This is a genomic window from Barnesiella sp. B2-R-119 (assembly GCF_023656675.1).
In the GTDB taxonomy this organism is placed as follows: Bacteria; Bacteroidota; Bacteroidia; order Bacteroidales; family Barnesiellaceae; genus Barnesiella; species Barnesiella intestinihominis.
Window position 1 is genome coordinate 218,514 of sequence record NZ_JAMOKL010000002.1, and the last position, 20,504, is coordinate 239,017.

At 42.9% G+C, this 20,504-nt stretch carries 18 protein-coding genes; 12 read left to right on the plus strand and 6 right to left on the minus strand.

Features of this window, described 5'->3' with window-relative positions; translation table 11 throughout:
* The first annotated feature begins 8 nt into the window (after positions 1-8).
* From NBH06_RS04105 to NBH06_RS04125, 5 genes are all read left to right on the plus strand, one after another.
* Positions 9-869, plus strand: a complete 861-nt coding sequence (locus NBH06_RS04105) for a FimB/Mfa2 family fimbrial subunit (RefSeq protein WP_250792896.1) — start codon at positions 9-11, stop codon at positions 867-869.
* 29 nt (positions 870-898) lie between these two features.
* Positions 899-1,801, plus strand: coding sequence for a fimbrillin family protein (locus NBH06_RS04110; RefSeq protein WP_250792898.1), 903 nt, complete (start codon positions 899-901; stop codon positions 1,799-1,801).
* Positions 1,802-1,831: 30 nt separating this feature from the next.
* Positions 1,832-3,670, plus strand: a complete 1,839-nt coding sequence (locus tag NBH06_RS04115) for a fimbrillin family protein (protein ID WP_250792900.1) — start codon at positions 1,832-1,834, stop codon at positions 3,668-3,670.
* Between the two features lie 155 nt (positions 3,671-3,825).
* The gene (locus NBH06_RS04120; protein WP_008861894.1) at positions 3,826-4,791 is read left to right on the plus strand and encodes a fimbrillin family protein; all 966 of its coding nucleotides are present in this window, start codon (positions 3,826-3,828) and stop codon (positions 4,789-4,791) included.
* Between the two features lie 345 nt (positions 4,792-5,136).
* A complete protein-coding gene (locus tag NBH06_RS04125; RefSeq protein ID WP_250792902.1) occupies positions 5,137-5,598 on the plus strand; it encodes a helix-turn-helix domain-containing protein in 462 nt (153 codons plus the stop codon).
* Positions 5,599-5,694: 96 nt separating this feature from the next.
* Here the strand turns inward: NBH06_RS04125 and NBH06_RS04130 are convergent, their stop codons facing one another.
* The 4 genes from NBH06_RS04130 to NBH06_RS04145 all read right to left on the minus strand — a co-directional run bounded on the left by NBH06_RS04130 (position 5,695) and on the right by NBH06_RS04145 (position 10,368).
* Positions 5,695-5,883, minus strand: coding sequence for a hypothetical protein (locus tag NBH06_RS04130; RefSeq protein ID WP_046416777.1), 189 nt, complete (start codon positions 5,881-5,883; stop codon positions 5,695-5,697).
* Between the two features lie 414 nt (positions 5,884-6,297).
* A complete protein-coding gene (gene prmA, locus NBH06_RS04135; protein ID WP_250792904.1) occupies positions 6,298-7,143 on the minus strand; it encodes a 50S ribosomal protein L11 methyltransferase in 846 nt (281 codons plus the stop codon).
* A gap of 19 nt (positions 7,144-7,162) precedes the next feature.
* The gene (locus NBH06_RS04140) at positions 7,163-7,918 is read right to left on the minus strand and encodes a tetratricopeptide repeat protein (protein WP_250792907.1); all 756 of its coding nucleotides are present in this window, start codon (positions 7,916-7,918) and stop codon (positions 7,163-7,165) included.
* A 224-nt stretch (positions 7,919-8,142) separates the two neighbouring features.
* On the minus strand, positions 8,143-10,368 hold the full coding sequence (locus NBH06_RS04145; RefSeq protein ID WP_250792909.1) for a tetratricopeptide repeat protein: 2,226 nt from the start codon (positions 10,366-10,368) through the stop codon (positions 8,143-8,145).
* A 254-nt stretch (positions 10,369-10,622) separates the two neighbouring features.
* On the opposite strand from NBH06_RS04145, the gene NBH06_RS04150 reads away from it, so the two are divergent.
* Positions 10,623-11,123 carry a DUF4293 domain-containing protein gene (locus tag NBH06_RS04150; RefSeq protein WP_250792912.1) on the plus strand — a complete coding sequence of 167 codons (501 nt, stop codon included), beginning with the start codon at positions 10,623-10,625 and terminating at the stop codon, positions 11,121-11,123.
* 170 nt (positions 11,124-11,293) lie between these two features.
* On the opposite strand, the gene uvrA is transcribed toward NBH06_RS04150, so the two are convergent.
* Positions 11,294-14,104, minus strand: a complete 2,811-nt coding sequence (gene uvrA / locus NBH06_RS04155) for an excinuclease ABC subunit UvrA (RefSeq protein WP_155012552.1) — start codon at positions 14,102-14,104, stop codon at positions 11,294-11,296.
* A gap of 454 nt (positions 14,105-14,558) precedes the next feature.
* Here uvrA and NBH06_RS04160 point away from each other — a divergent pair, with 454 nt between their 5' ends.
* The 4 genes from NBH06_RS04160 to NBH06_RS04175 all read left to right on the plus strand — a co-directional run bounded on the left by NBH06_RS04160 (position 14,559) and on the right by NBH06_RS04175 (position 16,754).
* Complete coding sequence (locus NBH06_RS04160) at positions 14,559-14,762, plus strand: YtxH domain-containing protein (protein WP_008861887.1); 204 nt, start codon at positions 14,559-14,561, stop codon at positions 14,760-14,762.
* A 93-nt stretch (positions 14,763-14,855) separates the two neighbouring features.
* The gene (locus tag NBH06_RS04165) at positions 14,856-15,215 is read left to right on the plus strand and encodes a phage holin family protein (RefSeq protein ID WP_046409561.1); all 360 of its coding nucleotides are present in this window, start codon (positions 14,856-14,858) and stop codon (positions 15,213-15,215) included.
* Between the two features lies 1 nt (position 15,216).
* Positions 15,217-15,480 (plus strand): hypothetical protein, encoded by a 264-nt coding sequence (locus tag NBH06_RS04170; RefSeq protein WP_046409562.1) that lies wholly within the window; start codon positions 15,217-15,219, stop codon positions 15,478-15,480.
* A gap of 164 nt (positions 15,481-15,644) precedes the next feature.
* Complete coding sequence (locus NBH06_RS04175; protein WP_250792913.1) at positions 15,645-16,754, plus strand: TlpA disulfide reductase family protein; 1,110 nt, start codon at positions 15,645-15,647, stop codon at positions 16,752-16,754.
* A gap of 38 nt (positions 16,755-16,792) precedes the next feature.
* Here NBH06_RS04175 and NBH06_RS04180 read toward each other — a convergent pair whose 3' ends face one another.
* Positions 16,793-17,551, minus strand: a complete 759-nt coding sequence (locus tag NBH06_RS04180) for an EFR1 family ferrodoxin (RefSeq protein WP_250792915.1) — start codon at positions 17,549-17,551, stop codon at positions 16,793-16,795.
* Positions 17,552-17,760: 209 nt separating this feature from the next.
* On the opposite strand from NBH06_RS04180, the gene NBH06_RS04185 reads away from it, so the two are divergent.
* Both NBH06_RS04185 and NBH06_RS04190 read left to right on the plus strand, forming a co-directional pair.
* On the plus strand, positions 17,761-18,213 hold the full coding sequence (locus NBH06_RS04185; RefSeq protein ID WP_008861882.1) for a hypothetical protein: 453 nt from the start codon (positions 17,761-17,763) through the stop codon (positions 18,211-18,213).
* A gap of 29 nt (positions 18,214-18,242) precedes the next feature.
* Complete coding sequence (locus NBH06_RS04190; protein ID WP_250792917.1) at positions 18,243-20,468, plus strand: S8/S53 family peptidase; 2,226 nt, start codon at positions 18,243-18,245, stop codon at positions 20,466-20,468.
* Positions 20,469-20,504: the final 36 nt, after the last annotated feature.

Genomic DNA, 20,504 nt, shown 5'->3' on the forward strand with positions numbered 1-20,504 from the left:
GAGGTAATATGCAAACAATACGATATATAATGAGCGGAGTAGCAGGCTTGCTACTGTTAAACTCTTGTGTAAAAGACGAACTCTACAAAACACCTCACCCCGATAAAGGAAGGATAACCATAACGGCCGATTGGTCTCATCGTTCGACAGATTGCCCTTTACCGGAAGAATATGTATTACTGCACTCCTGCTGCGAAGGGACGGCACTCAAAGCACCTGCGGACCGCGAGTTCTGCCACCCTTCTCTGTTTGAGCCCAACTCCCATACACTCATCGCATGGAACGAAGCCGACAGAATAACGATCGACCATACTACGGCTCATATAAATACGGTAGAAAGAGGTTTATTGGAGTCACTGCCGGGATATCTGCTGACAGAAGCACAAAACATCAATGTGATAAAAGACGATACACTCGAAGTAGAAATCTACATGAAACAAAAAACGCGCGATTTGTTATTCGAACTGACCGTTAAAGAAGGAGACCCGGATCGCATCTCAAACATCACGGGAACCCTTTCGGGAATAGCAGGTTCGTTCGACCTTTCATCACAACGAATCTACGGCGAAGCCATGAACACAAGTTTTCCTTTTGCTCGAACTAACGATAAAATAACAGCGCATACCCGACTGTTGGGTACAACCGGTTTGAAACAATCCTTACGAATCGATCTGACTTTCACAGATGGAAGCTCGCAAACCATCGAAAACGATCTCACCGATCTGTTGAAAAACTTCAACGACGATATGCCGACTCCCATGTACATAACCGGAGACTTGCTGACTCCGATCGAAGCCGATATGACGGCAACGATCGTCGGCTGGGAAAACGGTAACGAAGAAAACGGTGAAAACATCGAAATTTATTAAATGACAAACGAAACAAACCGACTATAAAAATGAAAGTAAAAATTTTGATTTTAGCACTCTCCATCGTCACTTTGGCCGGTTGTGGTAACGATGAAACTCCTCTTGGCGATACAACAGGGAATAGCGGCCCGACAGCTCTGCATGTGAACGGTAATATATGCGTGACATCGCGTGCAAACGACACCCGATGGGAACCGAACGACCGTATCGGAATATATATGCTCGCCGGAGAAACAGTGGAACAAAACAATAGACTTTATACCACGACCGATGGAAGCGGTAAATTCACGGCCACCGAAGCCGAGGCCATCTACCTGCCGACAGACGGTTCGAGACGCAATTTTGTCGCCTATTATCCCTACACGAAAAATCTTGGTGACAACGGTCGCACTTATACGATCGATATAACCGACCAATCCTCTCAAAGCGCAATCGACCTTTTGGGAAGCGACAACCCGGAGACCGACAAAAATACACCCTCCGTGCGTTTCACGTTCTACCACAAACTGGCGAAAATAGAACTGAACATAACCAGCGGAACAGGATTCGACGACACCTCTGTTTTGGAAGGTCTCACCGTAGAATTGACCGGACAACAAACCACTGCGACATACGACGTCATAGACGGTAATGAGGTAGCGATCGTAACAGAAACGCCCCGAACAGTCGATTTACTCGTGACAAACAAAGGGACGAAAGCCGAAGCCATCATTCTACCGAGTGATAATTTCGATGAAATGTCTCTGAAATTCAAGCTAAAAGACGGTGGACATTTTATATGGCCCGTACAATCCGCCTTCGCGACCCGTTTCGAAGCCGGCAAAAAATATAAATTCAATGTCACGCTCAACAAGACAGAAATCGACGTAACGTCCGAAATTGTAGACTGGATATCGGGCAACGGTACAGGCGATAGCGGAGAAGCAGAATAAAATTTGAAATTTCAACAAACCTAAAATAATATGAAACAATATCTCTTTTTAGCGACCGCCCTGCTCGGACTGGCGGCATGCAACGAAACAGAAAGTCTGTCGGGTTATGACGGACAAATCGAATTGAGGTTCACCAGCGGCATCGATGTACAGACTCGATCCTCCCACGGGCTGGACACACAGCTCAAAGATGGAGAAACGGTACATCTATGGATAGACGATTCTAAAAACCGACAGCAAACCATAGATCAAGAAAATCTCTATGAAAATATACTCTTGACCAAAGAAGGAGGGGCTGCCGGGACATTGAACGGCAGCACGCCCATGTACTTCCCGTTAACCGGCAACGACGTAAACATTTATGCCCTCCATACCAACGCCACATGGTTCGGCAACACCTATCCGGCAAGGTCGCTCACTCATACCGTAGCCGCAGACCAACGCAGCGAGACCGATGGTTATGCCACCTCTGACTTGACTTACGCCAAACTTACCGGAGTCCCACGAAGCGGTAACCCCACCCCCGTGGCCGTACAATTCAGGCATTTGCTCTCCAAAGTCGAAGTAATACTCAAAAAGGGAGTCGGTGAAAACGATTTTCTCGCCGGTATAACCAAAGTAGAGATACTGAATACCCTGCCCCAAGCCCAATTCACGCTTGATAAAGAAAAGCCTGCATATGGCAAAAACACCGAGCTCCCCGACGGGATTGAAATCACGGCAGACGGAACAGCTCAAAATATAACCATCGATACCGACATAACAGCCGAAGGCGCAACTTCGATACTGAACGAAGCCATTATCGTACCGCAAACGATCGAAGCAGGGACGGCATTCATTAAAATAACGTTAGCGGCAGGTGGAGAATTCGTTTACAAAATGAAAGACGGCGGGACGACATTCGAAAGCGGGAAAAAATACCGATACACCATCACAGCCAATCAAACAGCCATAGAAGTATCTTCGAGCATCCATGACTGGGACGAAGGCACAGGAGACGATGACGGGATAGCTGTAATACCGCCGCCGATAGGAAATATCACAGACCGGACTCAGGCACAAGTCGGCGACTTGGCGATGGAAGACGGAACATTTGTCAGAACCGAAGATTATACCACCCTCACCGACGAACAGAAAAAAGCGTGTGTCGGTATCGTCTTCTGGACCTACTCAGACACCTATCCCAAAACCACGCTGACCAACGACAAGGTATTGATGGCCGATTATCCCGATTGTACCCACGGTCTCATCGTCGCTTTGAAAGACGCCGCCACGGAAACCCCTTGGCAATCTGCAAGCACGACTTTCCGCGAGAGTGTGACAACGTGGCAAGAAACAGCGACTTTCGACAGCAAATACACACAAATCGCCCCTATCTCTCCGATAGACGAGACGCTCGACAGCGAAGCTCACAAACTGTTGGGATATAACAACACTATGGTATTATTGGCTTATAACAGCGACCCTGCGAAAATACTTTACAGATGCCAAGCCGCTCAATCCATCAAAACCTTCGCCGATAACAACATTACGCCCAAAGGTTGTAGCAGCTGGTATTTCCCGTCTCTGAAAGAACTGGCATTGCTCTGCGATGAGGATTCGTGGAAATATCCGCTACCCAGTTACGGCACAACCGATACGAGCAACAAAGGAAAAATAAACGACATCTTGAATGCCCTGTCCGATAACGATAACGATACTGAAATCCTCGCCGACGTGTATTATTGGACATCACAGGAAGGATACACAGGAAACAGCTATGCCCGTACCAATAGAGCTTATTGTTTAGCATTCTCGACAGGAACAATATCGGGGAACGGCCTCTTCAAGAACCAAAAATTCAATGTCCGTGCGATTTGTGCGTTCTAAACGATTGACTTCAATAGAAATTACATTCGATCAATTTCGTAAAGTCAAATACAGCTATCCCGGGCATCGAGCGTAACGCCCGGAGCTACACATAAAGGTGTAGCCGCTCTTTTCGCCGGGAGCGGTAGCACGAAACAAATAAAAAATATCGCAATATGAAGATGACATACAGAAAAGCGACTTTTATAGGATTATGGGCTGTGATATTCGCATCATGCACTTCGGACGGAGACATGATAACCGAAAAAACGTTGCCGCAAGGTAAATATCCGGTTGCCATGACCGTTTCGGTAGAAAGCCCCATCGCCCGTTCCTCTGTGGACGGCACATGGACGAACGGTGAAAAAGTGACCGTACAGGCCATAACCAAAACAGGCGATGCGTACAACTGGAACGATGCGATCTCCTACCCCTATGAAATAAACAACGATATACCTGTTGCCTTAACAAAAGAAGAAACCCACTATTGGCAGCGTAGCGATGAGACAAAACTCATACGGACTTGGTATTGTGCCGATGGTTCGACCTCAAACACGTTGCCCGACTCGTGGAGCGTAGCAGCCGACCAAGATGAAACTGGAAACGGATATGCAGAAAGCGATCTCCTATTTACAGCCCCCGTCGAAGTAAAATTCGGTAGCACAGCGAACCTGATTTTCTACCATCAAACAGCAAGAATTATCGTTAACATCAAAAAAACGGAAGGTATCGATTCCGCCGACCAGATTCAGTCCGTAAAAATCGGAGATAACAACCTCGCCTTGTCGGGAACTTACACGGCTCCCTCCGGTACAGGCGTAACAACAGGAACATGGCTTCCCGGACCGATGGACAAAACAATTACGCCTTTCAAATTGTCACAGCCTACCGATCCCTCGAAATACATAGCCAGTTATACGGCTCTTGTCATTCCGCAAAACATGGACGGTAAACGACTAATCGCTATCGACACCGAACTCGGCACACATTATTACACCCCGAAAGAGGGAGCCGCCGAACTCGAAGCAGGTAAAGTACATACTTATAACATCACCATCGATAGCAAAGAAGTAACCATAGAAATTCCGGGAAGTATCGACTGGGGAGAAGGTGAAAGCGGTAGTGGCAGCATAGAATTATAACGACGATAGACCCTCAAAAAAACATAAAACCAGTTAGCAATATTTTACAAGATTCGATATACCTGACGACAAACAATTACAATACTGGCAATTTCGTCCTTGTTCGGATTTATCGGCAAGGACGATGCTTTTTTAAAAGAAACACCCTCCTCTATCTTTTTCAATACCGTCATCGACCTCCCCTTAATACCAAATCAAACCAAATGCGGTTGTAAAAACATTCCTCCTCTTCTCTTCCGAAAGGAAACCTTCGAGCAAACTAATTGCCGATTTTTTTGTATATTGGTATAAACAAACTATCATAATAGTTTCAGAGAGAATTTAATCGTTTACACCTTATTCCATATGAAAGACGGTAAAAAGCTCGTTTATTCCGGAGACTCGCTCCGAAGATTTTTGCATCGAAAGGGGCTCACCTACAAAGATGCAGCCAAAGAGCTTGGCTTGGATAAAAACACCATAGGCAAGGCAGTAAGAGGCGGAAATATGAATATAAACGTCTTACTGAGTATTGCCAATCACTGGAATTTTCCCATTACCGACTTTTTCATTTTCGTAAATCAAGAAGAATGTGAAGAGACCTATTTTATTAGTCCGAACAAATATAATAACAATTCGGCAAATGATAACCTTTTGGTCTCCGAAGATTCTAAAATCTATAAAAATATTAAAAATTTATTAACAGAAGAGCTGGCTTTAAAAGCATCCAAACAACAAGAAATTTCTTTATTACAGAATCTGATTCGAAATTATCAAGACAGAATCGATTTATTGCAGCAAGAGTTGGGACAATACAAATCTGAATAATCATTTCTTTCCCCCGTCATTATTTACATCTCGACAATAATGCGGGGAACTATCTCTGTACATATCGAAGCGTAGAAGAATTGAAATATCTTCACTTTATTTTACTACCTCTCCTCCTATATTGAATCGGTGGGGGTAAACATGAATTTTAGCGAATGAAATGGATTGAATTTCTCCTTCTTCCCTACCGTGTCCCGTAGCATTATGGGGTGTCGCATAGCGATATAATAGGGGAGACACCGAAGAAACAACAGTCTCTGAGGAGAGGGGTTGAAAAGATTTCATAAACTTTTTGGCTGTAAGAGTTAACCCCTCCGTCACTACGTGACACCTCCCCTATATTTTTGCATCGCAAAAACACAGTGGAGGAGGAAGAGCGGCATTTCTTGTTTCAGAATAAGAATGGCTTTGTACACCTCTCCCCTGCCATGTCCCGTAGCATTACGGGGTATCGCAACTTAAAATCGAAACAAGGCAAAAGAGAAATACTCCCCAACCTCTCCCCCTGTGTCGCATAGCGATATAGGGGGAGTGCCCAAAGGGCGAGGGGGTTAAAACAAAATTGAAGAATCTTCGATAAGCAGAGCAGATTGGGGAGACACCAAAGAAACGGTAGTTTCTGAGGAGATGAGTTAGATTGTACAAAAGTACAATCCCCACTAACGATCCTGAGCCCACGAATAACTTGTCTTATCTATTTCAATCGCTCATACATTCGACCGCTACCCATCTGTTTTTCTCGGCGTAACCGACGAAACGCAATCCGAGGCGTTCGGCCTCCGCCCGAATAAAAGGAATATCTTCCACGTAAAAACCACTCATGAAAATACGTGAACCACGTTTCATACAGGCCACATAAGCATGCATATCGGCCAGCAATATATTCCGATTGATATTGGCAAAAATAAAATCGAACGACTCCTGCTTCAAGGCTTCGATTCCTCCCAAACGGACTTCAACTCCCGATACATGATTCAAACGGATATTTTCAATGGCATTCTCGACGGCAAATTCATCAATGTCGACAGCGACGACGGAAGCCGCCCCCTTCATACGAGCCAAAATACCCAATACAGCCGTACCACACCCCATATCGAGCACCGAGCGACCGGTAAGATCCGATGCCAATATAGCCTGCAACATGAGAGTGGTAGTTTCGTGATGTCCCGTCCCAAAAGCCATCTTAGGGTCTATCAGCACATCGTAACGAGCTTGCGGAATATCGGTATGAAATGTACTATGTATCACGCACTCGTCCCCCACGACAATAGGCTTGAAATAATTTTTCTCCCATTCTTCGTTCCAATCCCTCCCGGCAACGAATGTCGCTTCATACGTCACAGATACCCCTCCGATGGGATATTGCGACAACTCTTCTTTAAGTCGTGTCTCGTCATACTTACCCTGAGGGACAAAAGCAGTAACCCCTCGTTCGTCGGGGACAAAACTTTCATAACCGATTTCAGCCAAAACCGCAGCCAAAACATCTGTCGCCATCTCGCTACACGGCTCTACATCGAACCGTACCTGCATATAATCGTTCATAATTGCACTTCTTTTCAAATTATTGTTTTTGTTGCATTGCTTTCAGAGCCCGAGGATAACTCGTATTTTTTACAAATCCATACTCAGGATATTTCTCCATAATCGTCTTGTACATCGCTAACGCCTGCTCATAATGTTCCGATTTCTCATAAACCACCCCGATGGTCACCAACAATTGTACATAAAGCCAATGATGCCCGTTGGTCGAAATATCCTTTTCCATACTTCGGCGAGCTCGTTGATAGCACTCCAAACCTTCCTCTTTATCCCCGCCGAATATTCCCGGCATATAGAACAAAATATTCCCGTACAGAATAGAAACCCAACTATCCCCGGGGGCGAGTTTATAAGAAGTCTTAGCCGATGACAACATACCCGATGCCAACGTAGCCGCACGCATGGGAGAAAGGGCTATTTTCAAACCTATCAAATTGGCATGCAACGCTTTAAACCGAGCATCGTTCGGATACATTTTTCGATAATTCTCAGAAAGCGCCAAAGCGGTTTTCAAATAAGCCTGCGCCTCGTCTTTCTTCTTTTTATCGACCAAATGTCCTACAAGGCCATAATAACCGCACAAAATTTCATGGCGTCCCTCCAATGTCCCGCACGACTTATCGGCACTCATTTTTGACAAGACAGCACCCCACTGGGGTATTTTCTGTTGAATGAACAAATCATACAAATTCTCCCGATACTCCGAAAGAGTCTCACCGCATACGGAATTTGTCGAAAACACACCCACAAGAAACAGTACACAAACTATACGTCTCATAAATATTACCTTACTTTTTCAGATGACAAAGATAGTGAAAGGTGAGAGCAGAGACAAACGGAAATCACATTTCCAATTTGGCTATGCCGAGCCGCATCCTATCTTCGTATTTACAAAGATAACGAAAGGTGAGTGCAGAGACAAATGGAAATCACATTTCCAATTTGACTATGCCGAACAACACCCTATCTTCATATCTAATAGAATCGCCTCCTTGTCAAAGGCTATAAAGAATCTGTAATGCCATACATAAGTTGATCCAACAAAATAGGCATATCGCTCGCAGCGATTCCCGAGGCGATCAAATCGGGAGCATCCTGCTTGAAATTAGAAAGAAACTTAGCAGAATCACCGTTGTCCAGCTCTATACTGCGCCGATAATAATCGATGGCCTTTCTGATATGTCCCAAAGAAAACTCCACATGCCCGGCATTGAAATAATCGAGAGAAACCGGTTTATCGTCCAATATCTTCTCATAATACCGCTGCGCCTGTTCTTTTTTACCGACCAAGAAAGAACACCATGCGATAGGACGCCACGCTTTTCCACCTTCGGGATCAAGATAATCCACCTTGAAGTAATATTTAAGCGCCTCTTCATAATCTTTCTGTTCGACATAACAATGCCCTATATTCATCTGTACCGATAAATTTTCGGGCTGTATCTTTTCGGCACGATGATAATACGAAAGAGCCATCTCGGGCTTTTTCATATTTCTGTAACATGTAGCTATGCGTCTAATCGTCCAGAAATTGTCGGGCGAAATAATTTCTGCTTTGAGGAAAGCCTCCAAAGCGTTGGCATAGTCTCCTTTCTTCTGGTAACAAAAACCTATCTTCTGATAAATTTCACTATCCGAATGATATGCCGCCGAAAGCCTTTCGAACAATTCGAGAGCCTCAACATAATATCCCCGCCGGAAATAATATTCCCCTATGAGGCGCAAACTGTCCGAATCGCTCAATAACGGATTCAAAACAGATACATGCAATAAATTGATATGCCCGGCAAAAGGATCCGTAAACTCGGTTCGACGTATATACAGCTTGAAGAAACGGTACAAATCTTGAATATAACGATTGGATATATTTTCCCGACTTATTTCTTTCTTCATCAATTCCTCTTTTTCCATCTCTTGAACCGCCGCATTCTCGGCACTGAATTGCCCCATCATGAAATCCCTTTGCGACTCGGGAACCTGAGCCAAACTCAAACAAAAAGAATATTTATCCGAATTACACAATAGAGCCGATGCCGAAATCATCTTCTTAAACGTATCTCCACCCTTACCGGACAATACCCCCGACAACGCTGTATGATCGGGATTAAACGGCAAAAACCAATTTTGAATCGACTGGAAAAAAGGGAAACTCTTCAAATGAGAAAACGTACTCATGAAAACATCGGCTCCCTCCATCTGCAAATCGGTCAACTCCTTTAACTTATCGGTAATTCCCGATTTGTCGAGCATCTCCTGCCACTCCGGATTTTCTTCCAGCGCATTGATATCGTTCATCAAGTCTTCTTGACGTATTTTCTTATAAAGCGATGGCCCCAGTTTCATCATTTCGGGAAGCAGCTCTTCATTCATTTTTCTGGTAATTTTTTCAGTCTCTTGACTTTTGATGAACTGCAAGAAAATATTACGAACATCGGTCTTGAATCTCGGTTCTTCACACAATGCATCGAGGCGATTCCGCAAACTCTTCAAAAGAGGCAATCTCTCCCGATAAATATACATGACGATGAGGGCACAACAAAGCGAACGCATCTGTATCTCGGGCGAAGAATGGCGATAACCGTCCAACAGAATGAGCAACTTTTGCTCGTCGAACCGGTGCAATAAGTTCAACAACACAGCCGAAAGAAGAAGCGAAACGAAAGTATCGGGAAAACGATCGGTGAAAAGAGCCTCTCTTAACGACCGGTAATCTTCCTCTGCCGCCGGATAATTGGTCCATATATCCATAAAAAGATTTCCCGCCGTGTCCTCGATACGGTGTTTCAATGATTGAATTTTAGAAAAATCTTGCTCTTGTTCGCCAAGCAACAAAGCCAAAGAAAGATCGTTGATTTCATTATCGCACACATCGAATTGAGACGATAAGGAAATACCCGTTCGGCTGGCCGACGCATATCTCTTCCACCCATAGTATTGAGAAGGAGAAACCTGCCCGGCCAATCGATCCGAAACCCGATCGGTCAACACATAAGCAGACAAAACCAAATGATCGTAAATACTCTTCCGTTCGGGATCCTCGACACCGTCCAACATATATTGTATCATATATCTATACGACGTCTCCATCTCGTTCAACTTGTCCCGGCTTACCCAATCTTGCAACTCGTTTACCAATAAAGCAAGTTTACCGAAAGCGTCTTTCAATCGTCTCTCGGCAAGCAAGCCGTATATATCGTACTGCAATTTCGTTATCTCTGTCGTAATCATCTTTATAAATATAAAATCGAAGTAAATTTAATAGCTTTCCCTTATATAACAAACTTAATTTACAAATAGTGTGCCGGAAAAAGGTTATTTAATTTTTCCCATTCGCCCTACCCTCCTTTCCACAGCTATTTCTCAAATCCACATTTGGGTGTTTACCGACAATTTTCTATCTTTGCAAAACGGAGCGCACAAATAAGCTGCAACCCGCTCCGTTTATTTACGTACCTATTTCACCATTGAAGAAAACTTATATTATGATACAACGAATACAATCGATCTATTTATTACTGACGACGGCTTTAATGGCTGTATTTTTATTTCTTCCGATAGCTCAATTCGATACGACCGATGGCATTTACAGTTTCACGGCACAAGGTATCTCTACCGTAGAAGCTATGACAACTCCTGTACAGGATAGTGCCGCAGCAGTCACACAAACTTCTGTATTTACCCCCACATGGGGAGTATTCGTATTAGGAACCGTAATAGCCGTATTATCGTTTATCACGATTTTCCTATATAAGAACAGACCTACACAAGCGCGTATCTGCATGATCGACGCATTCTTTCTGGTAACTTTCTATATCGTCATCTTTTTGAGCGGTTATACATTCCGCGAAGATCTTTCGGCTTCAAACATATCGTGGACCGCTTATATCGTAATGCCTTTCGTCGCCCTCATTCTCGACATTTTAGCCTATAAGGCCATTAATAAAGACGAGCGTTTGGTTCGAAGCCTCGACCGCATACGCTAAACTTTAAGAAGCTGTTTTAAATTTATTCCGAGACAGATTGAGACCTATGTTGAAGCAGATTGGAGTCCGAGATAGGCAGTCAATAGCGGGCTATTGACAAAAATCAAGGGATTCTAGATGCGTGACAGGGGCGCAATATGGCCGGAACATACCTGCTTGCAATGGTAATATTATTTCTCAATAAATTTAAAACAGCTTCTTAGTTTCTCTTTCAAAAACATTCCCGTATAGGAAGCAGAGCATTCGGCGATCTCCTCGGGAGTACCGGTACAAACCACGTATCCACCCTCCTTACCACCTTCCGGCCCCATATCGATAACATGGTCGGCACACTTTATAATGTCCATATTGTGTTCGATGATAACAACAGTATGACCTCGTTCGATAAGCTGGTTAAACGATTTCAAAAGCGTGTTTATATCATGAAAATGTAATCCTGTCGTAGGTTCGTCAAAAATAAAAAGAGTCGATTCCTGTTTCTCGTTACTCAGGAAAAAGGCTAATTTCACACGCTGATTTTCTCCGCCCGAAAGCGTTGAAGAAGACTGTCCTAATTTTATATATCCCAGTCCTACGTCTTGCAACGGCTTCAACCGCTTTATGATACGCTTCTCCTGACTTCCGTTCACCTCCGAAAAAAACTCTATGGCCTGATTGATAGTCATATCAAGCACATCGCTGATGTTCTTGCCCCTGTACTCGATATCGAGTACATCTTGCTTATACCTTTTTCCGTGGCACGACTCGCATTCGAGGACAATATCGGCCATAAACTGCATTTCCACAGTAATGGTTCCCTCTCCTTTACACTCCTCGCAGCGTCCGCCCTCGGAGTTAAAAGAGAAATACGAGGGAGAAAATCCCATCTGCTTGGCTCCTTGTTGCTCGGCAAACAGTTTCCGTATCTCGTCAAACGCTTTCAAATACGTAGCAGGATTGGAACGAGTCGATTTACCGATAGGATTCTGATCCACGAATTCGACAGAATGAATTCGATCCATATCGCCCGAAAGACGAGAATACGTTCCGGGCATTTCTCCGCCCTCTCCATAATGCCGAAGAAGAGCCCGATAAAAAACATCTCTGACTAACGACGATTTACCCGAACCACTGACACCCGAAACAACGGTCATAACATGAAGGGGAAACTTCACATCGATCGATTTCAGATTGTTCTGAGCAGCCCCCTCTACTTCGATATATTGATTCCATTTCCGGCGATTTGCAGGCAACTCTATTTTACTCTCACCCGTCAAATAACGCATGGTATAGCTACGAGTTGCTTTGGGTAATCGAGACAAGCCTCCTTGATAAACGACTTCACCACCCAAACGACCGGCCAACGGACCTATATCGATAATATAATCGGCCGCCCGTATAATATCTTCGTCATGTTCGACAACGACAACGGTATTGCCCAACTCCTGCAACTGCCTCAAAACTTTTATCAATAAACCTGTGTCCCGGGAATGAAGCCCTATACTCGGTTCATCGAGAATATATAAAGAACCGACCAAACTGCTGCCCAAAGAAGTGGCTAAATTGATACGCTGGCTTTCTCCGCCCGAGAGAGTAGAAGACAACCTGTTCAAAGTCAGGTAACTCAACCCCACCTCTTGCAAAAAACAAATACGATTCCTAATCTCGGTCAACAATCGTTTCGCAATCAAAGCATCATGTTCATCGAGTTCGAGACGATCGAAGAACTCTTTCAACTCGCTAATCGGTAAATTCACAAGCTCTGAGATTGAACGCCCTCCCACCTTCACATATTCAGCCTCAGGTTTCAATCGGCTGCCTTTGCACACAGGACAGATGGTCTTTCCCCGGTATCGGGCGAGCATTACACGATATTGTATTTTATACTGATTGGCTTCAAGCATGGCGAAAAATCCGTCTATTCCCTCGAAATCGCCGGCTCCATGCCATAATATATCTTTCTCCCGGTCGGTCAATTTGAAATAAGGACGATGTATGGGAAAGTGCAAAGAGTCTGCTTGGCGTATCAAATCGTTTTTCCATTCACTCATTTTCTCCCCACGCCAACACATCACAGCATCGTCATAAACCGACAAGGTTTTATTCGGGACAACCAAATCCTCGTCTATACCGATAACCTTCCCAAATCCCTCACAAGTGGGACATGCACCCACCGGATTATTAAAGTTAAACATCAACTCGCTCGGCTCGTTGAATGTGATACCGTCTGCCTCGAACCTTTTCGAAAAACTAAACTCCCGTATTTCTTCGCCGTCATAAACCAAAACGATACACTCTCCCCCACCTTCAAAAAAGGCAGTCTCGACAGAATCGGACAATCGGCTGACTGTATCGGTCTCATGCGAAACACTCATTCGGTCTATTACCAAACGGACAGTGTTGGGCTCCGGTAATTCTCCATCGGTCAACAAATCTTCTATGGCTTGGAAACGCCCGTTCACTTCTACCCTCGGAAAACCTTCCTTTTGCAAAATTTGTAAGTGAGTTTTCAAGTCTCGCCCTTCCGGTATAACCAAATTCGTAAGCAAAGCGAAACGAGTTCCATCGGGAAAACCTAAGGCACAATGCACGACATCGTCTACCTGATGCTTCTTAACCAACTCCCCAGACACAGGAGAATAAGTTTTCCCGATGCGAGCATACAGCAACCTCATATAATCATATATCTCGGTCGAAGTTCCCACCGTCGATCGAGGATTCCTTGTATTTACTTTCTGTTCTATGGCTATGGCAGGCGGAATGCCTTTGATATAGTCACATTCGGGTTTACTCATACGCCCCAAAAATTGCCTTGCATAAGCCGACAAACTTTCTACATAACGACGTTGTCCCTCGGCATATAAAGTATCGAAAGCCAACGATGATTTTCCCGACCCAGATAATCCCGTAATAACGATAAAACGATCTCTGGGAATTTCTACATCGATATTTTTGAGATTATTGACTCGCGCCCCTTTAATAAAGATAGAATGTTCAGACATAATTCTAGGAATCTTATAATACCTTTTCTTTTAAACTTTACAAAGATAGCGAAAGGTGAGCGCAGAGGCAAACGGAAATTTTATTTCCGACTTGACTATGCCGAACCGCATCCCTTCTTCGTATCTACAAAGATAGCGAAAGGAGAGCGCAGAGACAAACGGAAATTTTATTTCCGACTTGACTATGCCGAACCGCATCCCTTCTTCGTATCTACAAAGATAGCGAAAGGTGAGTGCAGAGGCAAACGGAAAATTCATTTCCGATTTGACTATGCCGAACCGCATCCCTTCTTCGTATCTACAAAGATAGCGACTTTAACGATACATAATTCAACCCCTATTTATCCTTTATAGTTTTTTGTCAACCGATTAAGCCGAAAATCTTTTTCAAGCAGACTAACAAAATCCCGATTATTTTGTTATCTTTGTATAACCACATTAAAATGTAAAAATTATGAAAGGTCTAAATTTATTGTTTGCATTTCTCGGCGGAGCCGCCGTGGGTGCTGCCGCCGGAATTCTGTTTGCTCCCGAAAAAGGGGTCGATACCAGAGCGCGCATTTGTAAATTACTTCACGACAAAGGAATCCAATTAAAAAAAGAAGATATGGAACACTTGGTCGACCAAATTGCCGAAGAGGTAAAGGGCGGGAAGTAACTCCTCTAAAATGAAGATGAGGATATCAAAGGGTACCGGTTCGTACCTTTGATACTCTCATCTGTATTTTTCTCTCCTCTAAAAAACACAGTTATGTTCGATACTCAAAACAACGCTTTCCGAAAACTATTTGAAGAAGGAAAGAAATACATCAATTTACAAATTGACTACGCCAAACTGACAGCTACTGAAAAAATTTCGGTTATACTGGGCATGTCGGTTCTCCTCGCTGTCATCTTGGTGCTCTCTGTTGGAGCCGGCATATATCTTTCCTTTGCACTGGTCTATCTTTTAGAGCCTCTTGTAGGAATCGTAGGAAGTTATGCGATCGTCGGTGCTGTGTTCCTGTTACTCATAGCGATTGTTATCCTATTCAAGAAAAAACTCATATTGGTTCCTATCACTCGTTTTATCTCCAAAGTGTTACTGGATAATGAAAAAACTCTTCTATAAAATGAACGAAAACCATACAAATCAACAAGGGTTGACCCTCGAAGAAATAGCTGTTCATAAACAAGCTCTAAAAATAGCCATCGCCGAACAGCAAAAAAACGTCAATGAAGCCTACCGACAAGTAGTAGCACCGTTCTCAGATGCGAAATCGGTTTCAGGATATATCGGAGGCCGTTTATTAAATGGCTTCACAATGATCGAAAGTGCTATATGGGGATTCAGACTAATATCACGAATTTTTCGCATATTCCGAAAATTTCGGTAAAGCTCCGTCCACTCTTCATCATCGAAAATCTTTTCTCACACAAAAGCTACCCAACATCAACAACCGCTCTCATCAACCACATATCCAATTGTTAATCCTCCGTTTCGGTTAAACTATGTTGAAAATCTTCTGTTTATACCATAAACGACAAATTCGGAATAACTATGAAAAAAAGACAATTGATATGGATCGGTTTGATAGGAGTGATTATGGCAAGCTGCGGCGGAAAATATAAAATCACCGGAAAAACCAATCTTATACCCGATGGAGAAACCATCTTACTGCAAAAACAAAACAACGAACAATTCGAAATAGTCGATAGTGCTACTGTCACTAACGGTTCATTCTCATTCAAAGGAGAACAAAAAAGTCCGGCGATAGCAATATTGGTACATTTGAACGACAAACAATCACAAATTCCACCCCAACTGATAGCGTTGGAAGAGGGAGATATTTATGTTACGCTCGATTCTGTCTCTCACATATCCGGGACACCGCTGAACGACAGATTACAGATGTATGAGACAAAACGCCGCTCCTACGATACCCGCATACGAAACATTACGAACCGATATCTGAAAGATTATTTATCGGGACAATTATCCGACAGTACTTTTGTAATATTGAAAAAGGCTTTCGATAAAGAACAAAAAGGTCTTGAAACACTCACTCGAAACTATATTCTGGCAAATACCGACAACGTAACTTCTATCTATCTGTTTCTACAAAACAGCTTTTTATTCTCCCCCGAAGAACAGCGAGAGCTAATCGCCCATGCAGCTCCTTCTTTTAAAAAAAATCCGGCGGTAAAAAAAGTTTCCCACATGTTGGATCGACTGAAAAACGTAGAACCCGGTATGCCGTATATCGACTTACCTTTACAGACAATCGAAGGGAAAGAGACTTCTTTATCGACATATATCGACAAAGGGAAATATATTCTCCTCGACTTTTGGGCATCATGGTGTCCCCCTTGTCGAAGACAAACTCCTTATTTAAAACAATTATTCGAACGATATGACAAACGGCAATTCTCCATTGTAGGTATCTCATTCGATACAAACCGGGAAGAATGGAAAGAATATATACAGAAAAACCAAATAAAATGGGCACAACTCATAGATCAAAAAGGTTGGGAATCCACCGCTATACTTACGTATGCCATACAAGGAATTCCTCACCTCATATTACTCGGACCCGACGGTAAAATCATAGCCAATAATCCTTCGGAAAAACAACTGAGTAACATTCTATCGAACCAACTAAAACAATAAAAATTTCACAACAGAGAATGCTGTATCGAAATCGATTTTCATATCTTTACCCCCGGATGGACGAACTGACCATGTTTGATTGTCTTTTTCCCATACTGAATAGCGAATACCGGACAACGATGCAAACACCCCAAACACTGCAAACATTGCTCCTTTATCCAAATCGGACGATTATCTCGCATTTCTATTGCACCCATCGGACACTTCTTGGCACACGCCCCACATCTGATACATCGGCCTAATGCCACGAAAGGGGCAGTCGATTTCTTTCGATTGCAATAAGTATAGGGAAAAGCGAGCCAGTGAGGAATCTTCCTATTATCAAAATCACCCCGAACTCTGTTGACAACCTTTTCTATAACACGATCTATACACACCTCCGCATCTTTCGTAACCTTCTCACATTTCTCTTCATCAGACAAATCAAACATCAATGTATAGGTGTCTACCATTTTGACGATATATCTACCGTCCAAATTTAATCTCTTCTTTCTCAATGCCTTTTCCATCATATAATGGGACTGTCCCGTTATAGTTCCAAAAGTTACGACATGATAGACGAAATGTTGCCCTCGAACACATAAATCTAAGTTACGGATAAATTCCGAGACAATAGACGGCAATCCAAAAAAATAAACAGGAGTCACAAAACCGACCCTCTCTCCGGGCAACAGCTCCCATGTATATTTATGATTTTTCAGACATTCTGTTATTGAAACAAGAGTTTCACCCGTAACTTCTGCCAACCTCTGTGCAATGTATTGGCTATTACCCGTTGCCGAAAAATAGAAAATCATAATTTTTTTCAGCAAAGATAAAGAGAGGAAAATACTGGACAAAATTTATTTCGGTTGTCAAACCGAATCCTATCTTGAAAGATTGTCAGAAATAATCCAAACGAGATTACAAATAGGAGAAAAAACTATACATTAAAATACCATCTCAAAAATATAATATTAAAGAAATAAATAATTATATTTGTTTCTTTAAATATTCTTTTTCTATTATGATGTGGAAATATATATACGCAGCCTTTTTAATGATAGCCTTTACAGCATGTCATACAAATAAAACACTGGAAAAATCCGACAAGCCAGCCAGCACGGCTAACTATACCTTGCCGGAACATTTGTCCGTCTCCGCTTCTTTTCGCATGTTTTGGGATGCGTGGAACGCCGATCTCCGACAATCCGGCAATAATTTAGAAAAATATATCCCGTCCGAATTGTTGATAAAAAGATTTTCATTGCACAATCAAAATGGGAATTATCTGTTGACAGGCTACTTACACACGGCTGCCGATTTCAAGGAAGAGAATCTCCTCCATATCGGGGGACATTGTATAAAATATAGCGACTCGATATATAGTTTTGCTATACCATTAAAAATATTACCACAATTCATTACTTTACCGGGAATTACATATATCGAATGTTCCTCTCCGGTACGCAACCGTTAGTTATCAAAGACCATTTAATAATTAAATCGATGAAAAAATTATTACTATCACTTTGCTTAATGGCGACACTCGGCTCATTTCTGTTAAACGCAGAAGAAAAAATGTCTCCATCGACACAAAATTTTTTGAGAAGTTACGAATCTACCTCTACTATCAGCCAACGGGCAAAACTCAAATCGACATACGCAATCAACCAAAACAACGGTGAAATGGCTGTTTCGGCATTTCTCCACCTGGTAGATGAAAATAATCTCGATGGACTCGAAGAAAATCAAGTCATCATCAATGCCCAATACGGGACTATACTTTCCACCAATATCCCGGCAGATAATTTGATTTCCGTGTCGCAACTACCATCGGTAAAGTACATCGAAATAGGACGTCCGGTTCATCAACGAATGAACAACGTTCGTTCCGAACAATTTAGCAATGTAAACAAAATACACGAAGGGACAGGGCTCACCCAAGCCTATACCGGCAAAGATGTTATAGTCGGCATCATCGACGGTGGATTCCAATATAACCATATCAATTTCTACGATACAGAAGGTAAAAATCTGCGTATCAAAAGAGTATGGAATCAAAACCAGGCGGGAACGCCACCCACCGGCTATTATTATGGAACAGAATATACGAATGCCGAGGAAATCATCACGGCAAAACAGGATTATGCAGCCAGCCATGCTACCCACGTCACGGGAATTGCAGCCGGAGCATATAAAGGAAACGAATACTATGGAATCGCTCCTGATGCAGATTTGGTTCTCGTCAGCTATAACATATCCGACAATAGTAGTAGCAATACAAGCATCACAGACGGTATTAAATATATCTACGACTATGCCGAATCCGTCGGTAAACCCTGTGTCATCAATATGAGCCTCGGGTATCATATCGGTCCGCACGATGGCACTTCCACATTCGACCGTATTTGCGACGAATTGCAAGGAGAAGGCCGACTTTTGGTCGGAGCTTCGGGAAATGAAGCTGAATACAATATACATGCAACAAAAACCTTGAAAAAAGGAGATACCAACATGAAATCGTTAGTCGAATTTGTCTCCAATTGGTATCTCTACGGTTCAATGACAAGTACCGTCGATATCTGGGGAGATGCAGAAAAACAACTATCGGCAAGAGTATTTGTATATGACATTCTAAATAAAAAGGAAGTTTATTCATCAGAATCTTTTTCGACAACCGCAAGTGCCAGTAAAAAAATATCCAATCCGACAGGAGCTGACGGAAATATTTACATATCCACTGCAACCAATCCCTACAATAAAAAAGGGAATATAACTATCGATTTGAATTTATCTTCATTCGACAATAGAAACTATTATATAGGATTCGAAATTTCTGGCCCCGAAGAAACCACAATCAATGCATGGACCGATGCTTACATGTCTTGGCTCTCCAACTTTGGCAATAGTGAATTTACGAACGGAGACAATAATTCTACTATGGGTGAAATCGGAGGAACCGGAAAACGAATCATTACTGTCGGAGCTTACACCAGCTGTAATTACATAGATCACAAAAACAGCTCTATGTGGAATAACTCCGGTCAAACCCTTAATCAGTTAGTCTCCTTTTCAAGTTTAGGGCCTACCGCCGACGGTCGTATGAAACCCGATATTACCGCCCCCGGCTCTATGTTAATATCTTCGTTCAATAGTTCCACAAGTAGCAATCGTAACGGCGAAGATTATAACTATGTCGTCAAACAAGAAAATGTAAATACCGTAAACTATTACTACGGTTCGATGGAAGGAACCTCCATGGCCACCCCCGTAGTCACCGGTATTCTGGCTACATGGTTGCAAGCCAATCCGAAGCTCACACCGGAACAAGTCCGTGAAATTCTATCTAATACCGCAACAACCGACAGCTATACCGGAAACATTGCCGGTGTAGGAAATAACCGATGGGGATATGGGAAAATCAATGCATACGATGGCTTGGTATACTGCCTAAACCACTCTGGTATAGAACAGATAGGAACTCCAACCCGGCCGATGGTATACCCCAATCCAGCCACAGACATTTGCTATTTCCTTCTACAAAACGACGATAAAAACGTAAATGTCTCGATTTATACCCTCAATGGAACAGAAATATACTCACGATACATGGGCAATATAAATGCAGGAGAACAAAATCAATTAGATTTGAGCGATCTCGCTGCGGGAATTTACTTTATTCATATCACAGGCGATAAAACCAATATGACGACAAAACTAACGGTTAAGTAAAAATTGTCCTCCACAAAAAGAAAGGGGCGGGAATGT

Excerpts from the sequence above, each read along its gene's own strand:
- NBH06_RS04105 (WP_250792896.1), top strand. The coding sequence starts at position 9 with ATGCAAACAATACGATATATAATGAGCGGAGTAGCAGGCTTGCTACTG.
- NBH06_RS04110 (WP_250792898.1), top strand. The coding sequence starts at position 899 with ATGAAAGTAAAAATTTTGATTTTAGCACTCTCCATCGTCACTTTGGCC.
- NBH06_RS04115 (WP_250792900.1), top strand. The coding sequence starts at position 1,832 with ATGAAACAATATCTCTTTTTAGCGACCGCCCTGCTCGGACTGGCGGCA.
- NBH06_RS04120 (WP_008861894.1), top strand. The coding sequence starts at position 3,826 with ATGAAGATGACATACAGAAAAGCGACTTTTATAGGATTATGGGCTGTG.
- NBH06_RS04125 (WP_250792902.1), top strand. The coding sequence starts at position 5,137 with ATGAAAGACGGTAAAAAGCTCGTTTATTCCGGAGACTCGCTCCGAAGA.
- NBH06_RS04130 (WP_046416777.1), bottom strand. The coding sequence starts at position 5,883 with ATGAAATCTTTTCAACCCCTCTCCTCAGAGACTGTTGTTTCTTCGGTG.
- prmA (WP_250792904.1), bottom strand. The coding sequence starts at position 7,143 with ATGAACGATTATATGCAGGTACGGTTCGATGTAGAGCCGTGTAGCGAG.
- NBH06_RS04140 (WP_250792907.1), bottom strand. The coding sequence starts at position 7,918 with ATGAGACGTATAGTTTGTGTACTGTTTCTTGTGGGTGTGTTTTCGACA.
- NBH06_RS04145 (WP_250792909.1), bottom strand. The coding sequence starts at position 10,368 with ATGATTACGACAGAGATAACGAAATTGCAGTACGATATATACGGCTTG.
- NBH06_RS04150 (WP_250792912.1), top strand. The coding sequence starts at position 10,623 with ATGATACAACGAATACAATCGATCTATTTATTACTGACGACGGCTTTA.
- uvrA (WP_155012552.1), bottom strand. The coding sequence starts at position 14,104 with ATGTCTGAACATTCTATCTTTATTAAAGGGGCGCGAGTCAATAATCTC.
- NBH06_RS04160 (WP_008861887.1), top strand. The coding sequence starts at position 14,559 with ATGAAAGGTCTAAATTTATTGTTTGCATTTCTCGGCGGAGCCGCCGTG.
- NBH06_RS04165 (WP_046409561.1), top strand. The coding sequence starts at position 14,856 with ATGTTCGATACTCAAAACAACGCTTTCCGAAAACTATTTGAAGAAGGA.
- NBH06_RS04170 (WP_046409562.1), top strand. The coding sequence starts at position 15,217 with ATGAACGAAAACCATACAAATCAACAAGGGTTGACCCTCGAAGAAATA.
- NBH06_RS04175 (WP_250792913.1), top strand. The coding sequence starts at position 15,645 with ATGAAAAAAAGACAATTGATATGGATCGGTTTGATAGGAGTGATTATG.
- NBH06_RS04180 (WP_250792915.1), bottom strand. The coding sequence starts at position 17,551 with ATGATTTTCTATTTTTCGGCAACGGGTAATAGCCAATACATTGCACAG.
- NBH06_RS04185 (WP_008861882.1), top strand. The coding sequence starts at position 17,761 with ATGATGTGGAAATATATATACGCAGCCTTTTTAATGATAGCCTTTACA.
- NBH06_RS04190 (WP_250792917.1), top strand. The coding sequence starts at position 18,243 with ATGAAAAAATTATTACTATCACTTTGCTTAATGGCGACACTCGGCTCA.